The following is a 16,789-nucleotide window of genomic DNA, read 5'->3' as shown; positions in this document are numbered from 1 at the left end:
AAACAAGACGTTTGCCGCACTGAGGCTGAAATGGCGTAAGGGATGGCCTGGTGTTGGGCCAAGCGCGCAGGGCTCCCATTTTCCATGAAGAATGATGAAAACCAGATACCTCGCCGGATTGCTGACCGTCGTTCTTGTTGTTTCGCTGGCTTTGATCTGGTGGCGTCCCCCGGTGCGACCGCCCATTGTGGTCGGCGGCGAATTGCCTGGGCCTTGCCGCAATCTCGATTTCGACGCTGTCCCCTATGTCGTCTGCGAGATTGACCCTCGCGGTTACGACGTTGCTGTCTTCCTCAAGGGCAGTGGCGGCAAGGCCTTCGGCTCGCTGGAGACATTCGACAAGGCGATGTCGGCGCAGGGCAGGCCGATCCTGCTGGCCATGAACGCCGGCATGTATCACGAGGACCTGGCGCCGGTCGGACTTCTCGTCGAAAACGGGCAGGAGGTAGCGCCGCTCAACCTCGCCGACGGCGCCGGCAATTTCTTCCTGAAGCCCAATGGCGTCTTCATGATCGGAAAGGACGGCAAAGCGGCGGTCATGGAAACGACGGCATTCGCCGCCGCGAAGCCCGAGGCGATGTTCGCCACCCAGTCCGGCCCGATGCTGGTCATCGATGGCCAGATCCATCCGCGTTTCGAAGAGAACGGCACATCGCGTTTCATCCGCAACGGTGTTGGCGTCCGGGTCAACGGCACCATCGTGCTGGCGATCTCGCGTTCGCAGGTCAGTCTCGGCAGCTTCGCGCGCCTGTTCCGCGACGCGCTCCAGTGCCCCAATGCGCTGTTTTTTGACGGAGCTATTTCGGCGCTCTCCGATGGCAGCAGGATGATCGTTGGCGGAAAGTTTCCCGCCGGCCCGATCATCGCCGTGTCGGCGAAGCGCGAGTGACAGACTTTATTTGCGCGCGCGTACGCAAATGAACGCGGGTGCCAGGCTCAGTTCGGCAAAATGCCGGGGGTCGACGGCTTCCATTTCAGGGACGGGATGCGGCTCGACGAAGCGGTCGAGTGTCCAGCCAGTGCCGGCAAGACCGTTGAGGATGTCGCCAAGCGGCCTGCGATAGGATTCGACATAGGGATTGGGTTCACCAAAGCCGCTCCAGTACATGCCCCAGCGATTGGTTTCGAAATAGGTCTTCCGGCCTCTGGTGCGAACATCCGCCCAGTCACGCATGGGGTGCCCCATGGAGAAGACCAGCCAGCCGCCAGGCCGGGAGACGCGGTGGAATTCAGCGAAGACCGGCTGGAGGTTCTCGACATAGTCGAGTGCCAGCGAGCAAAGCACGCCGTCGACACTGCCATCGGCAATCCAGTCCAGCGGCTTCGACATGTCGCCTTCCCGGATAGCCACATCGAGCCCCGCGCATCGCTGGCGGGCCAATGCCGTCATTTCCGGCGTGACGTCGAAGGCATGGATACGACCGCCGGCACGAGCCAGTTTTTCCGTGCAGATGCCGGAGCCGCAGCCGGCATCGAGGATGTCGAGCCCGGCGACATCGCCGACAAGGGCCAGGGACGCCGGGCGTTCGTAGAGAGCGTTGTGCGGCTTGGTTGGAGCAAGCGCATCGTAGCGATCGGCAAACGCAGCATAGGCTGGCTTGGCGATCGGCGTATCGCTGGTCATCTCGGCCGTCTCTGCGTTGGGAGTGAAAATGCCTTAGTCGGGCACGCTGGTCTGCAGCGCCAGCGCATGCAGCACGCCGCCCATATTGCCCTGCAGCGCATTGTAGACCATCTGGTGCTGCTGGACGCGACTTTTGCCGCGAAAGCTCTCGGCCACCACTTCGGCCGCATAGTGGTCGCCGTCGCCGGCCAGGTCGCGAATCGTCACCTTGGCGTCCGGAATGCCTTGCTTGATCAGTTTTTCAATGTCGTGGGCATCCATTGCCATGGCGTAATCCTGTCTATAGCGGGCAGCCGAGCGGCCCATGCGATGTGACTCGCCAGAACCTAAAGCCTTTCGGCTCCGGATTGAAGCCGCTCTGTTCCATTGCCACGAGGCAAGAGCCTTGAGCCGATATGCTAGCTTGCTTCAGTTCCCGGCCCGTCCTCGCGGGTCGAGAAGGTGCGGCCCAGGCTGAACACCAGTACGTAGAGCGGAACGTTGATGATCAGGCAGACAATGGGAAGATAGCTGGTCATCCGCCAGAGCGGCGAAAAGAACGCTTGCCCGTAGCCATCGCAGACAAGTGACGAACCGTATTCCCACAGCGCGCCTACAGCCGCCGCGACGACGAAAAGCTTGATGCAGGTGACAATATGCCTTGCCCGCGCTGGCTCCGGCGAAAGGCTGTTCCACAGCACCAGGCAGACGATCGGGACAGCATAGATCAGGTTCTGTACGGCCAGCATCGGGATGGTGCCATTGGCCGCGGCAAGGAACTCGCCATGCGTTTCCAGCCTGGCGCAAACCTCACTTGAGGTCGTCGACAGCAGGAAAAAGACGAAAGGCCCGAGGAACCAGAAGAAGAACAGCGACGGCCAGAAAACGACTGCAAGCAGCGCCCGGGCAGCCAGTCCGGTCAACTGGCCTGATCCATGAAGCGCGGGAACCAGCCTTCATGGGCCGCGGCCAATTCGCTGACCGGTATCGCGCGCGCCTCGCCAAGCTTCAGCTCGCTGCCACCGGTCGAGCCGATCCAAGGCGCGAAGATACCAAGCTCGCCCTGCTGCTTGCGAATGGCGTCCCACTCGTCGCCGTGCGGATCGACCGACAGCGTCAGGAGATAGCGGCCCTGGTCCTCGCCGAACCAGACCGGGATCGGATCGGTGCCGACAAGCCCGGGAACGGTCGCACCAATGCCTGACGCCATCGCCATTTCGGCCAGCGCCACGGCGATGCCACCATCGGAAACGTCATGAGCCGCCGTGACGATGCCCGATGCGATCAAGGCGCGGACATGGTCGCCGACGCGCTTCTCATGCTCGAGATCGACCGGCGGCGGCGGGCCGTCGGTGCGGCCGTGGATGTCTCTCAAATAGACCGACTGGCCGAGATGCGTTCCCCAGCAAGCGGGAGCGCCGACCAGCAGGATCATCTGGCCCTCGGCGGCGAAACCGGTCCGCACCATCTTCGACCAGTCGGCGATCAATCCGACGCCACCAATCGTCGGCGTCGGCAGGATGCCCTGGCCATTGGTCTCGTTGTAGAGCGAGACATTGCCGGAGACGATCGGGAAGCCGAGCGCGCGGCAGGCGTCGCCTATGCCTTTCACCGCGCCGACCAGCTGCCCCATGATCTCCGGCCGTTCCGGATTGCCGAAATTCAGGTTGTCGGTGGCGGCGAGAGGCAGCGCTCCCGTAGCGGTCAGGTTGCGCCAGCATTCGACCACCGCCTGCTTGCCACCCTCATAGGGATCGGCTTCGCAATAGCGTGGCGTCACGTCGGATGAGAAGGCAAGCGCCTTGGTCGGATGGCCTTCGACGCGCACCACGCCGGCATCGCCGCCGGGAAGCTGCAGCGAATTGCCCTGGATCAGTGTGTCGTACTGCTCCCAGACCCAGCGGCGCGACGAAAGATCCGGTCCGCCCAGCAGTTTCAGCAAGGCATCGGCGACATCGGCCTGCGGAACATCATTCGCCGCAAGCGGTGCCGCCTTCTTCGGCTCGGTCCAGGGGCGGTCGTACTCCGGCGCCTTGTCGCCAAGGTCCTTGATCGGCAGGTTGGCGACCTCGTCGCCCTGATGCAGGATACGAAAACGCAGATCGTCGGTCGTCTTGCCCACGATGGCGAAGTCGAGCCCCCATTTGTGGAAGATTGCCTCGGCTTCCTTTTCCTTTTCGGGGCGCAGCACCATCAGCATGCGCTCCTGGCTTTCCGAAAGCATCATCTCGTAGGCGCTCATGCGCTCTTCGCGCACCGGCACCTTGTCGAGATCGAGCTCGATGCCGAGGTCGCCTTTGGCACCCATTTCGACCGCCGAGCAGGTCAGGCCGGCCGCTCCCATGTCCTGGATGGCGATGACGGCGCCCGAGGCCATCAGTTCGAGGCACGCCTCCAGCAGGCATTTCTCGGTGAAGGGATCGCCGACCTGCACGGTCGGGCGCTTCTCGTCGATCTTGTCGTCGAATTCGGCGGACGCCATGGTGGCGCCGCCGACGCCGTCGCGGCCGGTCTTGGCACCGAGATAGACGACCGGCAGGCCGACGCCCTTGGCTTCCGACAGGAAGATAGCGTCTGTCTTGGCAAGGCCTGCCGCAAAGGCGTTGACCAGGATGTTGCCATTATAGCGGGCGTCGAAATTGACCTCGCCGCCAACCGTCGGCACGCCGAAGGCGTTGCCATAGCCGCCGACGCCGGAAACCACGCCTGAGACGAGGTGCCGGGTCTTGGGATGGTCCGGCGCGCCGAAGCGCAGCGCATTCATCGCCGCGATCGGCCGCGCGCCCATGGTGAAGACGTCGCGCAGGATGCCGCCAACGCCAGTCGCCGCACCCTGATAGGGCTCGATGTAGGACGGATGGTTGTGGCTCTCCATCTTGAAGACGACGCAATCGCCGTCACCGATGTCGACCACGCCGGCATTCTCGCCGGGGCCCTGGATCACCTGGGGGCCAGTGGTCGGCAGGGTGCGCAGCCACTTCTTCGAGGATTTGTAGGAGCAGTGCTCGTTCCACATCGCCGAGAAGATGCCGAGTTCGGTAAAGCTCGGTTCGCGGCCGACAAGGTCGAGAATGCGCTGATACTCGTCGGGCTTCAGCCCATGCGCGGCAATGAGCTCGGGGGTGATCGGCACGGAATTGGAAATGGTCATGGGCGGCGATTTGTGTCCATGGAAGTGGGGATTTTGAGTCTCCTCTTATCGCAAGCCGACAGGCCAATACACCCATGGATTGGCGAAAAACGCACGAAAACCGGACAAAGCCACAGCCCAGTCCGGGATAGCTATCCTTCGTTCGTGGGTGAAGCGCTTCGGACTCAGGAAAAGCTGTCGTAGCCGGCGCGGCCTTCATCCAGCAGACGCCTGATCACCGCAACACCCTCGACGATGTCCTTGCGCTGCCTTGGCTGCGAAACGCCGAAGCGCACACCATGAAAGACCTGTTCGGAACGCCCCGCCTTGAACTCGTCTTCGTCGTCGATCAGCACGCCGTGTTCCAGGCAGGCATTCTTGAAGGTGCCGGAGAGCCACGGGTCAGGCAAGGTGAGCCAGACAAAAGGCACCTTGTCGTGTGACTTGAACGCAAAACCGGCCAAAGTCTCGCGCACGATCGCGGTGCGGGCGCTGATTTCGGCGATGCAGCCCTTGCGGATATCGCCGGCCTGTCCAGACAGCACCAGCCGGGCATTCACCTCCGCCAGCAGAAAGGGCATGCCGCCGGTCATCATCTTGTGGGCGACGCGAATGCGGTGGCGATAGGCGGGCGGGCAGGAGAGCCAGCCGCCGCGCACACCGGCCGCGACCGATTTGGACAGGCCGCCGGCGACGATGGTTCGCTCGGGCGCATATTCGGCGAGCAGCGGCGTCGGGTCATCGGTCAGGTTGCCGTAGAGATCGTCCTCGATGAGGACGACATTGTATTCGCGTGCGACACGCGCGATTGCCGCGCGACGCTCAGCCGACAAGGTCACCAGCGTCGGATTCTGTGCAGTCGGCATCAGAAAGATCATTTTTGGATGCTTTTGCGCACAGACGCGCTCGAAATCATCGGGATCGACGCCTTCCTCGTCCGAGGCCACCAATGCCGTTCGCCTGCCGATCAGGCCGGCGCTTCGGGAAATCTGCGAGTAGGTGAGGTGCTCGAAGGCGACATAATCACCGGGCGTCGTCAGCGCCGCGATCGCCCCCATGACCGCGGCATGGGTCCCGAGCGTGGGAACAATGGCGTCGGCGGCGGGGAGAAAGGCATTTCGCGACAGCCAGCGGGCGCCGGCTTCGTACCAGCGGTCCGGAAAATCGCGCGTGTAGCTTGATATCTCGTGCGGATGGTCCTGCGCCGTGCGCGACAGGACGTCGGCGACGACAGCGCCTTGGCCAATATCCGGCGCCGCCGTGCTGTCGAACCGCAGCTTGTCGCGGGGCGCATCGATGTATCGCGTGCCTTCATCATTCGCTGGCAGCAAGTCGGGTTGGGCGCCGTCCGGGCGTTGTCCCAGCACATAGGTTCCGCGCCCGACCTCGCCACTCACCAGCCCGCGCTCGCGCAGCAATTGGTAGGCCCGGCCGACCGTGCCGACCGTCGCGCCGATATCGTAGGCGAGGTCGCGCTGCGGCGGCAATTTTGCTCCGGGGTCGATTGTACCCTTGTCGATGTCGGACTCGATGGCGTCGGCCAGGCGCTGGTAGAGCGGGCCGGAACCGGTCGTGAGGTCGGGAAGCCAATTTGTCATGGTGACAATTTTCTATATTGCGCCGCATAATGAGTCAATACATATGAATTGCGTGGCAAAAAAGGGTCCAATCGGAAGCTTTGGTAGAAATAAAATGGGTACAATAGAGACAATTCATCAAGTCGGTGTCTTTGGACAGGCTGCGCGCCCTACGGGCTGGCGCGGCTATGTCCGCCGCCTCGTGCGGATGGTCACGTCATTCGTTCTCTGGATCGACGGCTTGATGGAGCGTCGGCGCGGCCGATTGGCATTGCTTGAAATGACGGATGATCAGCTAAAGGACATCGGCATATCCCGCTGCGATGCCCATCGCGAGGGCATCCGACCACTCTGGGATTGAGAAGGCCGGCACTCTCCCAATTCCGGGAGAGTGTCAGGGTTTTCTTGGTGCGCTCGATCGCTTATTCGGCGCCCTGATGCGCGCGACGCCATGATCCGCAAGGACGGCGATCACGCACAGGACAAGAAAGAGCGCGGTGATCGCGAGTGACCAGATCACCACACTCGCCCAGCCGTTCCTGGCGGCGTCGAGGAAGGGGTAGGGCACTTCGCCGGCGATCGGCGCGCGCAACAGCGCATAGGCGAGATAGGCCAGGGGATAGAGCACCCACCAGGACATGTCGCGCCATCGCGTTGACCCGTCAGCGCCCGCCACCAGCCACCACAGTACGAACAGCACCGGCGTCACGTAGTGCAGAAGGACGTCGCACAGCAGGAACAGGCCTTGCGGCTGCCAAAGCCGTGCCAGCACGGTTGCGTAGACGATGAAGACCAGGGTGATGGACACCGCAACGCCTGCCCGCATGCGCGGCCCGGCGAAGGCCGGCAGCCAGGCGTAGCCGCTCGATGACAACAGCGAGGCATGGACGAGCACCGCGCCGATATTGGTCAGGATGGTGAAGAAGCTGAAGTAAAAGACGATGGAGCCCAGGAAACCGCGACCGGCTTCCATCGATGCCGGGATGGTGATGCAGAACTGCAGGACAAGTCCGGCCAGACCGATGACCAGACCCGCAGCCTGCAGGAACCGGCCCACGGTGCTACGCTGCCGCGCTACAGGATGGATTGCCCGTCTGCCAGCGCGCAATGTCCGAGCCGATGCGCGCGCCAAGCGGCTGGTCCATCAGCGGGCCGAACACCTCGACACGGCTCGAATTGCCCTTGGCCTGCACCACCAGCAAGGGTTTTCCGCCATAATGGTTGGCCGGAACCAGCAGGAAGCGCGGCGTGCCGCTGAACGAGTTCAACTCATTGGCCATCTGATAGGATTTGAAGGCGGAATCCTTGCTGGCAATCCAGCATTTGTGGGCAGCGATCGCGACCTGTTCCATGGAGAGAAGTGCAGCGCTTTTACCCGACGGAACCGGTGTGCTCTTCGGGCTCGACTGGCAAGAGGCAATCACAAGGCCGGCCGCGGCGACGAGGGCGAGGCGAACGGTCGTCTGTTTCATGATCACGCGGCGCCCATTTCAAGCTCGGACAGGAAGATCTTAAGGCCGTCCGTCATCTCGCCCCAGACACGCGACAGTGCCGGGTGCTGCAAGGCGATCTGCTCATAGGCATCGAATTTGGGATAGGCATCAAGCAGGTCGTGACGTCCCGTCATGGCGCGGAAATTGTTGAAGATGAACCGCGTCGGCGTCAGCCATGCATCGGCGAAGCTGATGTCGTCGCCAAGCGCGAAAGGTCCTTGCGCCATCCGGGCCTCCACGGCAGCCAGTCCGTGATGCAGGCGGGCGAACTGTGCTGCGATCTCGGCCTCGTTGCGTTTCGGCACGAAATGAAGCTCGAAAAGCTTCATCGTCGGAGCAAGCACGTCGAGATCGGTGATGCGGGCGAACATGCGCACCAGCGCACGATCCTTCGAATCTGGCGGGAGCAGCGCCGGTTCGGGAAACCGCTCTTCCAGATATTCCGCAATGACGACCGACTCGACAATGGTCTCGCCGGAACCGGTAATCAGCACCGGGATCCGGTTCAGCGGCGAAATGGCACGGAACTCCTCGGGGATAGGAAATCCGGCCGGCGGCGCGATGATCTTGAGCGGCACGTCCTTGATGTAGGCTAGCGCCCGCACAATCGACGAGTAGGGCGACAACGGCCGCGAATAGAGTTTCATGACCGTCTCTCTCCCCAGAGCAATGGACTTGATGTCCTTTTGGATTTTACCGCATTCGCGGCCGCAATGGTCAAGCGGCGATGCCGAGGGCGCTTTCGAACAGCGCCCTTCCATCATTGCCGCCATGCGCCGCTTCGATCAGGTTCTCGGGATGCGGCATCAGGCCGAGCACATTGCCCTGGCTGTTGATGATGCCGGCGATATCGTTGATCGAGCCGTTGGGATTGGTGCCGTCCGCATAGCGGAACACCACCTGGCCTTCGCCTTCGAGGCGGGCAAGCGTCTCTGCGTCGGCAAAGTAATTGCCGTCATGATGCGCGACCGGCGAGCGGATGATCTGGCCGGGCTGATAGCGGCGGGTGAACATGGTGTTGGCATTGGTGATCTGCAGCTTGACCTGCCGGCAGACGAATTTCAGCGACGTGTTGCGCATCAGCGCACCTGGCAGCAGGCCGGCCTCGACCAGGATCTGAAAACCGTTGCAGACACCGATGACGGTGACGCCCTTGGCCGCCTTTTCGGCAACCGCCCGCATCACCGGCATGCGCGCGGCGATGGCGCCGCAACGCAGATAATCGCCGAAGGAAAAGCCGCCGGGAATGGCGATCAGGTCAACATCGGGGATTTCGGTATCGGTCTGCCAGACCGTGACCGGCGGCGTACCGGAAATCTTGGTCAGCGCCGCGATCATGTCGCGGTCTCGGTTGAGGCCAGGCAGGAGGACGACGGCTGATTTCATTTCGGTTCGTAAGGCCTCTGGTCTTCGGCGATTTCACGCAGGTCGAGACGGCGTTCTATGCGTTCGAGGCGATCGTCCTGACGAGCGAGAATGCCGTAGATGTTATGGATATCGTTCTGGGTCGCGACCATGTGGCCGCGAATTACGTTCAACTCCCGCTTAACCTCGGCGCCATCTTGGCGAAGTTCACCGATTTCGTCATGCACGCGCTTCAGAAGCTCGAACATCAATTCATTCGTGACTTCCGACATCGTGCCTCCGACACAACCTCAGGTAAGTGTCACGCTATAATTCTCAATCACCGTATTGGCCAGCAGCTTGTCGCACATGGCCTTGAGGTCGGCCTCGGCCTTGGCCTTGTCGGACTCCGAAAGCTCGACGTCGAACACCTTGCCCTGCCGGACAAGGCCCACGCCATCGAAGCCCAATCCGGACAGCGCATGTTCGATCGCCTTGCCTTGCGGGTCGAGAACGCCATTCTTGAGGGTGACGGTAATGCGGGCCTTGATCACGCTGGAAACGCTCCTGTTCGAATATCTTGATTAGGTATCAGTGCGGCTTGCCTTTGATGCCATCGGTCGAGGCGACAAGCACCGGGCCAGTGGGGCGCGGCGGTTCGTTCTCGTTCATGATGCCCAGGCGGCGAGCCACTTCCTGATAGGCTTCGACCAGACCGCCCATATCGCGACGGAAACGGTCCTTGTCGAGCTTGTCCTGAGTTGCCACGTCCCACAGACGGCAAGAGTCCGGCGAAATCTCGTCGGCCACGACGATGCGCATCATGTCGCCCTCGAACAGGCGGCCGCATTCGATCTTGAAATCGACGAGCTGGATGCCGACGCCCATGAACAGGCCGGAAAGGAAATCGTTGACGCGGATGGCCAGCGCCATGACGTCGTCGATCTCCTGCGGGCTTGCCCAGCCGAACGCGGTGATGTGTTCTTCCGAAACCATCGGATCGTCCAGCGCATCGGCCTTGTAGTAGAATTCGATGATCGAGCGCGGCAAGACGGTGCCTTCCTCGATGCCGAGGCGCTTGGACAGCGAGCCGGCGGCGACGTTGCGCACAACGATCTCGAGCGGGATGATCTCGACTTCCTTGATCAACTGCTCGCGCATGTTGAGCCGGCGGATGAAATGGGTCGGAATGCCCATGCGGTTGAGATGGTTGAAGATGTGCTCGGAAATCCGGTTGTTGAGCACGCCCTTGCCGTCGACCACTTCGTGTTTCTTCTTGTTGAACGCGGTCGCGTCATCCTTGAAGAACTGGATCAGCGTACCCGGCTCGGGTCCCTCATAGAGGATCTTGGCCTTGCCTTCATAAATGCGGCGGCGATTTTTCATCTGATTTTTCTCTGGATTTCCGGACAGGCGGCTAGCGACCATTTCCTGTCCGTCTGCCTGAAATAGTGCGGCTACAGCTGGGTTCAATGCCGGGTCTATCCCAATCACAGCATTTGCTCAATCGGCAAATCCTTTCAATCAACCGGTTTCGGGACCGAAATGCCGCAGCGCAGCATACGACGAAGCGTATTGACCCGTCCGCGACCTTTTGGTTTGTGCTTGCCCAACACATATACACCGTCACCAGCGAATCGATTTCTATCGGAGGGATGCCATGAGCAGCATGAAGGATCGCGAAGAGGGCTTTGAGCGCAAGTTCGCATTCGACGAGGAACTTCGGTTCAAGGCTTCGGCACGCCGCAACAAGGTGCTGGGCTTGTGGGCCGCCGAGAAGCTTGGAAAGACTGGCGCCGATGCCGAGGCCTATGCCAAGCAGGTTGTCATCTCCGACATCGAGGAAGCCGGCGATCACGATGTTTTCCGCAAGATCCGCAAGGATTTCGATGCCGCCGGCGTCGACCAGTCGGACCATCAGATCCGCCGCACCATGGATGAAATGATGGCGCAGGCGATCGAGCAGATCAAGAACACCTGATCCATCGTCACTGGCCCAATCGACCGCTCGGCCTAGCCGGGCGGTTTTTCTTTGCCTTTTTCACTGTTTCCGGCTGAAACTGCGCCAGAGCCTGTGCTCGGGCTTTATCCAACAAGGAAAGCGCCAATGTCCCTGAAGTCACGCCTGGCGGCGGATGAAACGCTGTTCACTGCATGGTCCGGTGTTCCGGATGCACTGACGGTCGAGATTGTCGCCAAGCAGGGGTTCGATGCGGTCACGCTCGACATGCAGCATGGCGGCCATCACGAAGACAGCGTGCTGCGCGGCCTTGTTCCGGTGCTGGCCGCCAACAAGCCGGCATTGGTGCGCATTCCCGTCGGCCGCTTCGACATGGCGAGCCGTGCGCTCGATTTCGGCGCCGAGGCGGTTATCGCGCCGATGGTCAATTCTGTAGCAGATGCGAAGCTGTTTGCTGCCGCCATGAAATATCCGCCGCTCGGCGAGCGCTCCTGGGGACCGACTTACGCCTTCCCGCGCCACGGCCAGGGCGATCAGGCCGACTGGCTGCGCGACACCAACCAGCGCACGATGGCCTTCGCCATGGTCGAAACCCGCGCCGCGCTTGACGCGCTTGACGGCATCCTCGACACGCCAGGCATTGACGGCATCTTCCTCGGCCCATCGGATTTCTCGATCGCATGGACCAATGGCGCGACGGTCAGCTCGACGCTGGAAAGCATGATGGAGACCGTGGCGTCGGTCGCCGAGCGTACCCGCAAGGCCGGCAAGCATGCCGCGATCTATGTCGTCGAGCCCGCCATCGCCGGCCGTGTCGTGTCGATGGGCTACAGGCTGCTCGCCATGGGCTCGGAGCACGCGCTGATCGGGCTGGGGGCAAAAACCCTGCTGAAAAGCGTGCAGGATTCGATCAAGGGCTGAAGCCGTATCGTCTCCGTTCCCAAGGGATCATGGAGCCTTCAGATCTGTCAGGAACTTGGCGAACGTCATCGATCCTTCGGGCCACGGCCCGAAGCCGGAATCGGCGTTCAGGTGACCGGTCTCACCGGCATCGATGAATAGGGATCCCCAGGCTCCGGCAATGTCCTCGGCGATGTCGAACGCGCAGAACGGATCGTTGCGGCTGGCGATCACGATTGATGGAAATGGCAGGGGATCGCGCGGGTAGGGACCGAACGTCATCAGGTGCTTCGGCCTCATGTCTGGATTGGCGACATCGGGCGGCGCCACGAAGAAGCCGCCCGCGACCGGGCGTCGGAACTGTGGTATTGCCTGGACCGCTGCCGCCACGCCAAGCGAATGCGCGACGATGACGACCGGGCGTTCGGCCTCATTGACAGCTTTCGCCACGCTTGACGTCCAGTCGTCGCGCACCGGCTTCGACCATTCCGCCTGCTCGACCCGACGCGCCGTCGACAATTTCGATTGCCAGCGGCTCTGCCAATGCTCCGGCCCCGAATTGGTGTAGCCCGGCACGATGAGGATATCTGCGTCCTTGACCTTCATGGCGCTGAAATAGCGAGCGTTATCGCTTCATGCAACCGTCTCCGAATGCGCCGGCGATCGAAAAGGTGAACACCATGTTCGCTCATTGCCGTCTTGTGTGAACGATCCCAATCAACGATCTGTCGTAAGGAAAAGAAACAGCCGTGGATGGGCCGGGTTTTGGGACTGACACGACGTACAATGATTGGTGGCGCTGGGCTCCTCGCGTGGGGCGTTTCTTCGGCGACCGCCCGAACGGAGCATCAGATGAGTGAATTGCCTTTCGCCGCCACGACCCCGGTCAGCGTTTCGCGCGTCGGGTTGAAGGCGCGCGATGCCGAAAGCCTCGCCGCCTACTACCGCAAGGTCGTCGGCCTGCAGGAGTTGAGCCGCGCCGATGGCGCGATCACCCTGGGCGCCGCCAACCGTCCGCTGCTGGTCATCGAGGCGGATGCCGCGGCCAAGCCCGACGATCCGCGCAGCGCCGGCCTGTTCCACACCGCCTTCCTGTTGCCGAGCAGGGCCGATCTTGGCCGCTGGATCAACCACGCCATCGCCGACAAGATCGGCATCGAGGGGGCCTCGGACCACTTGGTCAGCGAGGCGCTCTATCTCACCGATCCGGAAGGCAATGGCATCGAGATCTATGCCGACCGCCGCCCGCAGGACTGGAAGTGGAATGGCGACAAGGTAGCGATGGCGACCGAACGGTTGAACGTCCCATCTGTCCTGGCCGAAGTCCCGGCGGGTGATGCCGGTTGGCAAGGCGCGCCTGAAAACAGCATTGTCGGCCATGTCCACCTGCGCGTCGGCCGCCCCGAAGACGCCGAGGCCTGGTGGAACCAGGAATTCGGCTTCGACACCGTGGCGAAATATGGCGGCCAGGCGGTGTTCCTGTCGTCGGGTGGGTATCATCACCACATCGGCGCCAACGCCTGGCAGAGCCCAGGCGCCGGCCGCCGCGATCCCGCCCGGTCCGGTCTGGCCTGGGTTGAGATGCGTTCGGACAATGTGACGGACGCAACGACGCGTGAGGATCCGTGGGGTACGGTGATCCGGACCGTGCCAGGCAAGGCTGGCTGAGAAAGCTCCGTTCGGGTCTTACCTGGACACCGCGCCGAAGCCTGTCAGCAACCCGTGCTCCCAACTGACAAATCCAGCTGCGGCAGCGCGTGCGGAGGCTTCCGTCCAATCATAGCCAATCATGCCCTGGCTGAACGACCATGCTCCGTCGGCGCGTGTGGCGATCGCGAAGCGGGCATGCGGGCTGCCGGTCACAGTGAGGCCGGGAAAGGCCTGTACGCCAACGCTGCCGGGATTGAGTATCAGCTGACTGTCGGACAGATGCACGACGCGGGGCGTATGTGTATGGCCGCATAGGACAAGCCTGGCATCGGCACGTCCGAGCTTGCGCCTGACCTGGTCTTCACCGGACGGATAGAAGTGATTGCCGCCGTCCTCCTCGAGCAGGAACGTCTCGTCGCTGTCTGGACTGCCGTGACACAGCAGGATTTCCGGAGCGAGGAGCAGGGTGGTTGGCAAGGTCGAAAGCCAGGCCAGGGATGCCCCGGAGAGACACCGGTGGGTGAAGGCATCGATGTCGTCTAGCCCGGAAACGGGCGGTTCGATCAGAACCCGGTCGTGATTGCCGCGCACCGTCGGCCAGTTCTCGGCGATCAGGTATTGCGCGGTTTCCTCCGGCCACAACGGGCCGGAGACACAGTCACCCAGATTGACGATGATATCTGGAGAACTTTCCTTGATGCGCGCATGGACCGCCTCCAGCGCGCGAAGATTTCCATGGATGTCTGAAACGACAGCCAGCCGCATCGAAGATCCTATCCGAATACGCGCTTGAAAATCGTATCGACATGCTTGGTGTGGTAGCCGAGGTCGAATTTCTCGCGGATCTCGGCTTCCGGCAGAGCGGCGGTGACTTCCTTGTCCGCCAATAGTTCCTCAAGAAAATCAGCGCCTTGCTCCCACACTTTCATGGCATTGCGCTGCACCAGCCGGTAAGAATCCTCACGCGACAGGCCCGCCTGCGTCAGCGCCAGCATCACGCGCTGCGAATGCACGAGACCGCGGAACTTGTTCATGTTCTTCAGCATGTTCTCGGGATAGACGAGCAGCTTGTCGACGACGCTGGTCAACCGCGACAGCGCGAAATCGAGCGTCACCGTCGCGTCCGGTCCGATCATGCGCTCGACCGAGGAGTGCGAAATGTCACGCTCGTGCCAGAGCGCCACATTTTCCATCGCCGGCAACGCCATGGAGCGCACCATGCGGGCGAGGCCGGTGAGGTTTTCGGTCAGCACCGGGTTGCGCTTGTGCGGCATCGCCGACGAGCCTTTTTGGCCGGGCGAAAAATACTCTTCCGCTTCCAGAACTTCGGTGCGTTGCAGATGCCGGATTTCGATCGCCAACCGCTCGATCGACGAGGCGATGACGCCGAGCGTGGCGAAGAACATGGCGTGGCGGTCGCGCGGGATGACCTGCGTCGACACGGGTTCCGGCTTCAGACCGAGCTTTGCCGCCACATACTCTTCGACATAGGGTTCGATGTTGGCGAAGGTGCCGACCGCGCCTGAAATCGCGCATGTGGCGATGTCTTCGCGCGCATGCACCAGCCGCTCGCGGCAGCGCGAGAATTCGGCATAGGCCTGCGCCAGCTTGATGCCGAAGGTCGTCGGCTCGGCATGGATGCCGTGGCTGCGGCCGATGGTGACGGTGTCCTTGTGCTCGAAAGCGCGGCGCCTGAGCGCGGCGAGCAGGCCGTCGATACCGGCGAGAAGAATGTCGCTGGCCCGCGTGAGTTGGACGGCAAAACAGGTGTCGAGAACGTCCGACGAGGTCATGCCCTGATGGATGAAGCGGGCGTCGGGTCCGACAAAGTCGGCAAGATGGGTCAGGAAGGCTATGACGTCGTGCTTGGTGACGCGCTCGATCTCATCGATCGCCTCGACGTTGAATGTTGCCGCGCTGCCCTTTTCCCAGATGGTTCTCGCGGCTTCCTTGGGGATGACGCCGAGTTCGGCCAGCGCATCACAGGCATAGGCTTCGATCTCGAACCAGATGCGGAACCGGGTTTCGGGCGACCAGATGGCGACCATTTCCGGCCGGGAATAGCGAGGGATCATGTCGATTGATTTTCCAGCGTCGCGTTGCGTTGGCCGCGTCCTAACAGAGGCGGGCAAAATCCTCAACGTTGGCGTCGCGCAAACCAGACACCGGCAACGGCCAATGCAATGAAACCGAGGGGAAAATAGAGCCGGATGCCAAGAACCACAAACTGGTAGAGCGCGATCAGCACGGTGAACACGAACTGGAAGGTCCAGGTGATGGTGAAGGCGGGGGCGTGCCACTCGGCATAATAGGAGCGGTATTGCAGGGCGAACAGGCCGCCGGTGAAGCCGATCGTCGAAGCCAGCAGGCAGGCAAGGCCCGCTGCCAAGGCGACTTCCCACTGCCGTCCGAGCGAGACAAGTCGCGCCAGGAAGAGCCCAACGGGGAAGGCGATCGCCCCGCCAGTGGCAAACAGCAATGAAATCAAGCGGATTTTCGCCGGTGTCTCCCACCCGGCCAGCAACAGATTGGTGAGTGCGCTGGCGCCCATGACAATAGCCCAGAGCAGGCCGCCCAAAAGCGCTGTCGGCAGCGATGGCAGCGCGCGGCGGACACGATCAAGGGCACGGCTCGGCATCGTGGGCCGAGATATCGTCACAGGTGTCCGGTCACCGCGAAGCAGCGGCATGGTTCCCGTGCGCGACCAAGCAAATGGCAGACAAGATGGGCATCAGCATGTTTCTCCGATTCGCCGGCCATTGGAGGGAAATCCCCTATCACGGCACGCCCCGATCGTCGCGAGCCGATAAAGCAAATGCGATGCATCCAATCGGCCAGTCATTTGTTATTGTCGGCAGTCCAATGGAGAACCAACCATGACCGACACCAGCAAAATTCGTGAGCATATGGAAGTCGTCGGCGCCGATGGCGTGCATGTCGGCACCGTCGACAAGATCGATGGCCAGCGCATCAAGCTGACCAGGGCCGATAGCGGCGAGGGCGCCCACAAGGGCCACCACCATTACATTTCGCTGGCCCTTGTTGCCGAGGTCGACGGCAAGAAGGTGTGGCTATCGGCGAATTCCGATGTCGCTGTGACGTTCGAGGAAGAAAAGTCCGATCCCGTCTGAT

The 16,789-nt window shown here is 61.9% G+C and carries 22 protein-coding genes; 6 read left to right on the top strand and 16 right to left on the bottom strand.

Going from position 1 to position 16,789, the window contains the following annotated elements:
* The first annotated feature begins 94 nt into the window (after window positions 1–94).
* Window positions 95–889 (top strand): phosphodiester glycosidase family protein, encoded by a 795-nt coding sequence (locus ABVQ20_RS09285; protein ID WP_435528336.1) that lies wholly within the window; start codon window positions 95–97, stop codon window positions 887–889.
* Window positions 890–895: 6 nt separating this feature from the next.
* Here the strand turns inward: ABVQ20_RS09285 and ABVQ20_RS09280 are convergent, their stop codons facing one another.
* The 5 genes from ABVQ20_RS09280 to ABVQ20_RS09260 all read right to left on the bottom strand — a co-directional run bounded on the left by ABVQ20_RS09280 (window position 896) and on the right by ABVQ20_RS09260 (window position 6,331).
* Window positions 896–1,624: a class I SAM-dependent DNA methyltransferase gene (locus tag ABVQ20_RS09280; protein ID WP_354459207.1), complete on the bottom strand. Its 729-nt coding sequence runs from the start codon at window positions 1,622–1,624 to the stop codon at window positions 896–898.
* A gap of 33 nt (window positions 1,625–1,657) precedes the next feature.
* Window positions 1,658–1,891, bottom strand: coding sequence for a BolA/IbaG family iron-sulfur metabolism protein (locus ABVQ20_RS09275; RefSeq protein ID WP_354459206.1), 234 nt, complete (start codon window positions 1,889–1,891; stop codon window positions 1,658–1,660).
* A 131-nt stretch (window positions 1,892–2,022) separates the two neighbouring features.
* Window positions 2,023–2,526, bottom strand: coding sequence for a hypothetical protein (locus ABVQ20_RS09270; protein ID WP_354459205.1), 504 nt, complete (start codon window positions 2,524–2,526; stop codon window positions 2,023–2,025).
* Window positions 2,523–4,754, bottom strand: a complete 2,232-nt coding sequence (gene purL / locus ABVQ20_RS09265) for a phosphoribosylformylglycinamidine synthase subunit PurL (RefSeq protein ID WP_354459204.1) — start codon at window positions 4,752–4,754, stop codon at window positions 2,523–2,525. The genes ABVQ20_RS09270 and purL overlap by 4 nt, the downstream gene beginning before the upstream one ends.
* 164 nt (window positions 4,755–4,918) lie before the next feature.
* On the bottom strand, window positions 4,919–6,331 hold the full coding sequence (locus ABVQ20_RS09260) for an aminotransferase-like domain-containing protein (protein WP_354459203.1): 1,413 nt from the start codon (window positions 6,329–6,331) through the stop codon (window positions 4,919–4,921).
* On the opposite strand from ABVQ20_RS09260, the gene ABVQ20_RS09255 reads away from it, so the two are divergent.
* Complete coding sequence (locus tag ABVQ20_RS09255; RefSeq protein ID WP_435528335.1) at window positions 6,330–6,671, top strand: DUF1127 domain-containing protein; 342 nt, start codon at window positions 6,330–6,332, stop codon at window positions 6,669–6,671. The genes ABVQ20_RS09260 and ABVQ20_RS09255 overlap by 2 nt on opposite strands.
* 33 nt (window positions 6,672–6,704) lie before the next feature.
* Here ABVQ20_RS09255 and ABVQ20_RS09250 read toward each other — a convergent pair whose 3' ends face one another.
* From ABVQ20_RS09250 to purC, 7 genes are all read right to left on the bottom strand, one after another.
* Window positions 6,705–7,367 carry a Pr6Pr family membrane protein gene (locus ABVQ20_RS09250; protein WP_354459202.1) on the bottom strand — a complete coding sequence of 221 codons (663 nt, stop codon included), beginning with the start codon at window positions 7,365–7,367 and terminating at the stop codon, window positions 6,705–6,707.
* Window positions 7,368–7,371: 4 nt separating this feature from the next.
* On the bottom strand, window positions 7,372–7,782 hold the full coding sequence (locus ABVQ20_RS09245) for a hypothetical protein (RefSeq protein WP_354459201.1): 411 nt from the start codon (window positions 7,780–7,782) through the stop codon (window positions 7,372–7,374).
* 2 nt (window positions 7,783–7,784) lie between these two features.
* On the bottom strand, window positions 7,785–8,450 hold the full coding sequence (locus ABVQ20_RS09240; protein WP_354459200.1) for a glutathione S-transferase family protein: 666 nt from the start codon (window positions 8,448–8,450) through the stop codon (window positions 7,785–7,787).
* Between the two features lie 70 nt (window positions 8,451–8,520).
* Window positions 8,521–9,189, bottom strand: a complete 669-nt coding sequence (purQ, locus tag ABVQ20_RS09235; protein ID WP_354459199.1) for a phosphoribosylformylglycinamidine synthase subunit PurQ — start codon at window positions 9,187–9,189, stop codon at window positions 8,521–8,523.
* Complete coding sequence (locus tag ABVQ20_RS09230; protein ID WP_354459198.1) at window positions 9,186–9,440, bottom strand: hypothetical protein; 255 nt, start codon at window positions 9,438–9,440, stop codon at window positions 9,186–9,188. Before ABVQ20_RS09230 ends, purQ begins: the two co-directional genes overlap by 4 nt.
* A gap of 18 nt (window positions 9,441–9,458) precedes the next feature.
* Entirely contained in the window at window positions 9,459–9,701 is a 243-nt protein-coding gene (gene purS / locus ABVQ20_RS09225; protein WP_227347886.1) for a phosphoribosylformylglycinamidine synthase subunit PurS, read from the bottom strand.
* A 37-nt stretch (window positions 9,702–9,738) separates the two neighbouring features.
* A complete protein-coding gene (gene purC, locus ABVQ20_RS09220; RefSeq protein ID WP_354459197.1) occupies window positions 9,739–10,533 on the bottom strand; it encodes a phosphoribosylaminoimidazolesuccinocarboxamide synthase in 795 nt (264 codons plus the stop codon).
* A gap of 274 nt (window positions 10,534–10,807) precedes the next feature.
* Here purC and ABVQ20_RS09215 point away from each other — a divergent pair, with 274 nt between their 5' ends.
* Together ABVQ20_RS09215 and ABVQ20_RS09210 are read left to right on the top strand one after the other, a co-directional pair.
* A complete protein-coding gene (locus ABVQ20_RS09215) occupies window positions 10,808–11,128 on the top strand; it encodes a DUF1476 domain-containing protein (protein ID WP_354459196.1) in 321 nt (106 codons plus the stop codon).
* Between the two features lie 126 nt (window positions 11,129–11,254).
* On the top strand, window positions 11,255–12,028 hold the full coding sequence (locus ABVQ20_RS09210; RefSeq protein WP_354459195.1) for an HpcH/HpaI aldolase family protein: 774 nt from the start codon (window positions 11,255–11,257) through the stop codon (window positions 12,026–12,028).
* A gap of 27 nt (window positions 12,029–12,055) precedes the next feature.
* Here ABVQ20_RS09210 and ABVQ20_RS09205 read toward each other — a convergent pair whose 3' ends face one another.
* Window positions 12,056–12,613: an RBBP9/YdeN family alpha/beta hydrolase gene (locus ABVQ20_RS09205; protein WP_354459194.1), complete on the bottom strand. Its 558-nt coding sequence runs from the start codon at window positions 12,611–12,613 to the stop codon at window positions 12,056–12,058.
* A gap of 246 nt (window positions 12,614–12,859) precedes the next feature.
* Between ABVQ20_RS09205 and ABVQ20_RS09200 the strand changes: the two genes are divergently transcribed.
* On the top strand, window positions 12,860–13,675 hold the full coding sequence (locus ABVQ20_RS09200) for a VOC family protein (RefSeq protein ID WP_354459193.1): 816 nt from the start codon (window positions 12,860–12,862) through the stop codon (window positions 13,673–13,675).
* Between the two features lie 18 nt (window positions 13,676–13,693).
* On the opposite strand, the gene ABVQ20_RS09195 is transcribed toward ABVQ20_RS09200, so the two are convergent.
* The 3 genes from ABVQ20_RS09195 to ABVQ20_RS09185 all read right to left on the bottom strand — a co-directional run bounded on the left by ABVQ20_RS09195 (window position 13,694) and on the right by ABVQ20_RS09185 (window position 16,295).
* The gene (locus ABVQ20_RS09195) at window positions 13,694–14,422 is read right to left on the bottom strand and encodes a metallophosphoesterase family protein (protein ID WP_354459192.1); all 729 of its coding nucleotides are present in this window, start codon (window positions 14,420–14,422) and stop codon (window positions 13,694–13,696) included.
* 8 nt (window positions 14,423–14,430) lie between these two features.
* On the bottom strand, window positions 14,431–15,732 hold the full coding sequence (gene purB, locus ABVQ20_RS09190) for an adenylosuccinate lyase (RefSeq protein WP_354459191.1): 1,302 nt from the start codon (window positions 15,730–15,732) through the stop codon (window positions 14,431–14,433).
* A gap of 62 nt (window positions 15,733–15,794) precedes the next feature.
* On the bottom strand, window positions 15,795–16,295 hold the full coding sequence (locus ABVQ20_RS09185) for a hypothetical protein (RefSeq protein ID WP_354459190.1): 501 nt from the start codon (window positions 16,293–16,295) through the stop codon (window positions 15,795–15,797).
* 238 nt (window positions 16,296–16,533) lie between these two features.
* On the opposite strand from ABVQ20_RS09185, the gene ABVQ20_RS09180 reads away from it, so the two are divergent.
* On the top strand, window positions 16,534–16,788 hold the full coding sequence (locus ABVQ20_RS09180; RefSeq protein ID WP_227347879.1) for a DUF2171 domain-containing protein: 255 nt from the start codon (window positions 16,534–16,536) through the stop codon (window positions 16,786–16,788).
* Window position 16,789: the final 1 nt, after the last annotated feature.

The sequence above is a fragment of the Mesorhizobium shangrilense genome, from assembly GCF_040537815.1.
GTDB classification, from domain to species: Bacteria; Pseudomonadota; Alphaproteobacteria; order Rhizobiales; family Rhizobiaceae; genus Mesorhizobium; species Mesorhizobium shangrilense.
Note: the sequence above shows the minus strand (reverse complement) of the source record. Positions and strands in the feature narration are given on the sequence as shown.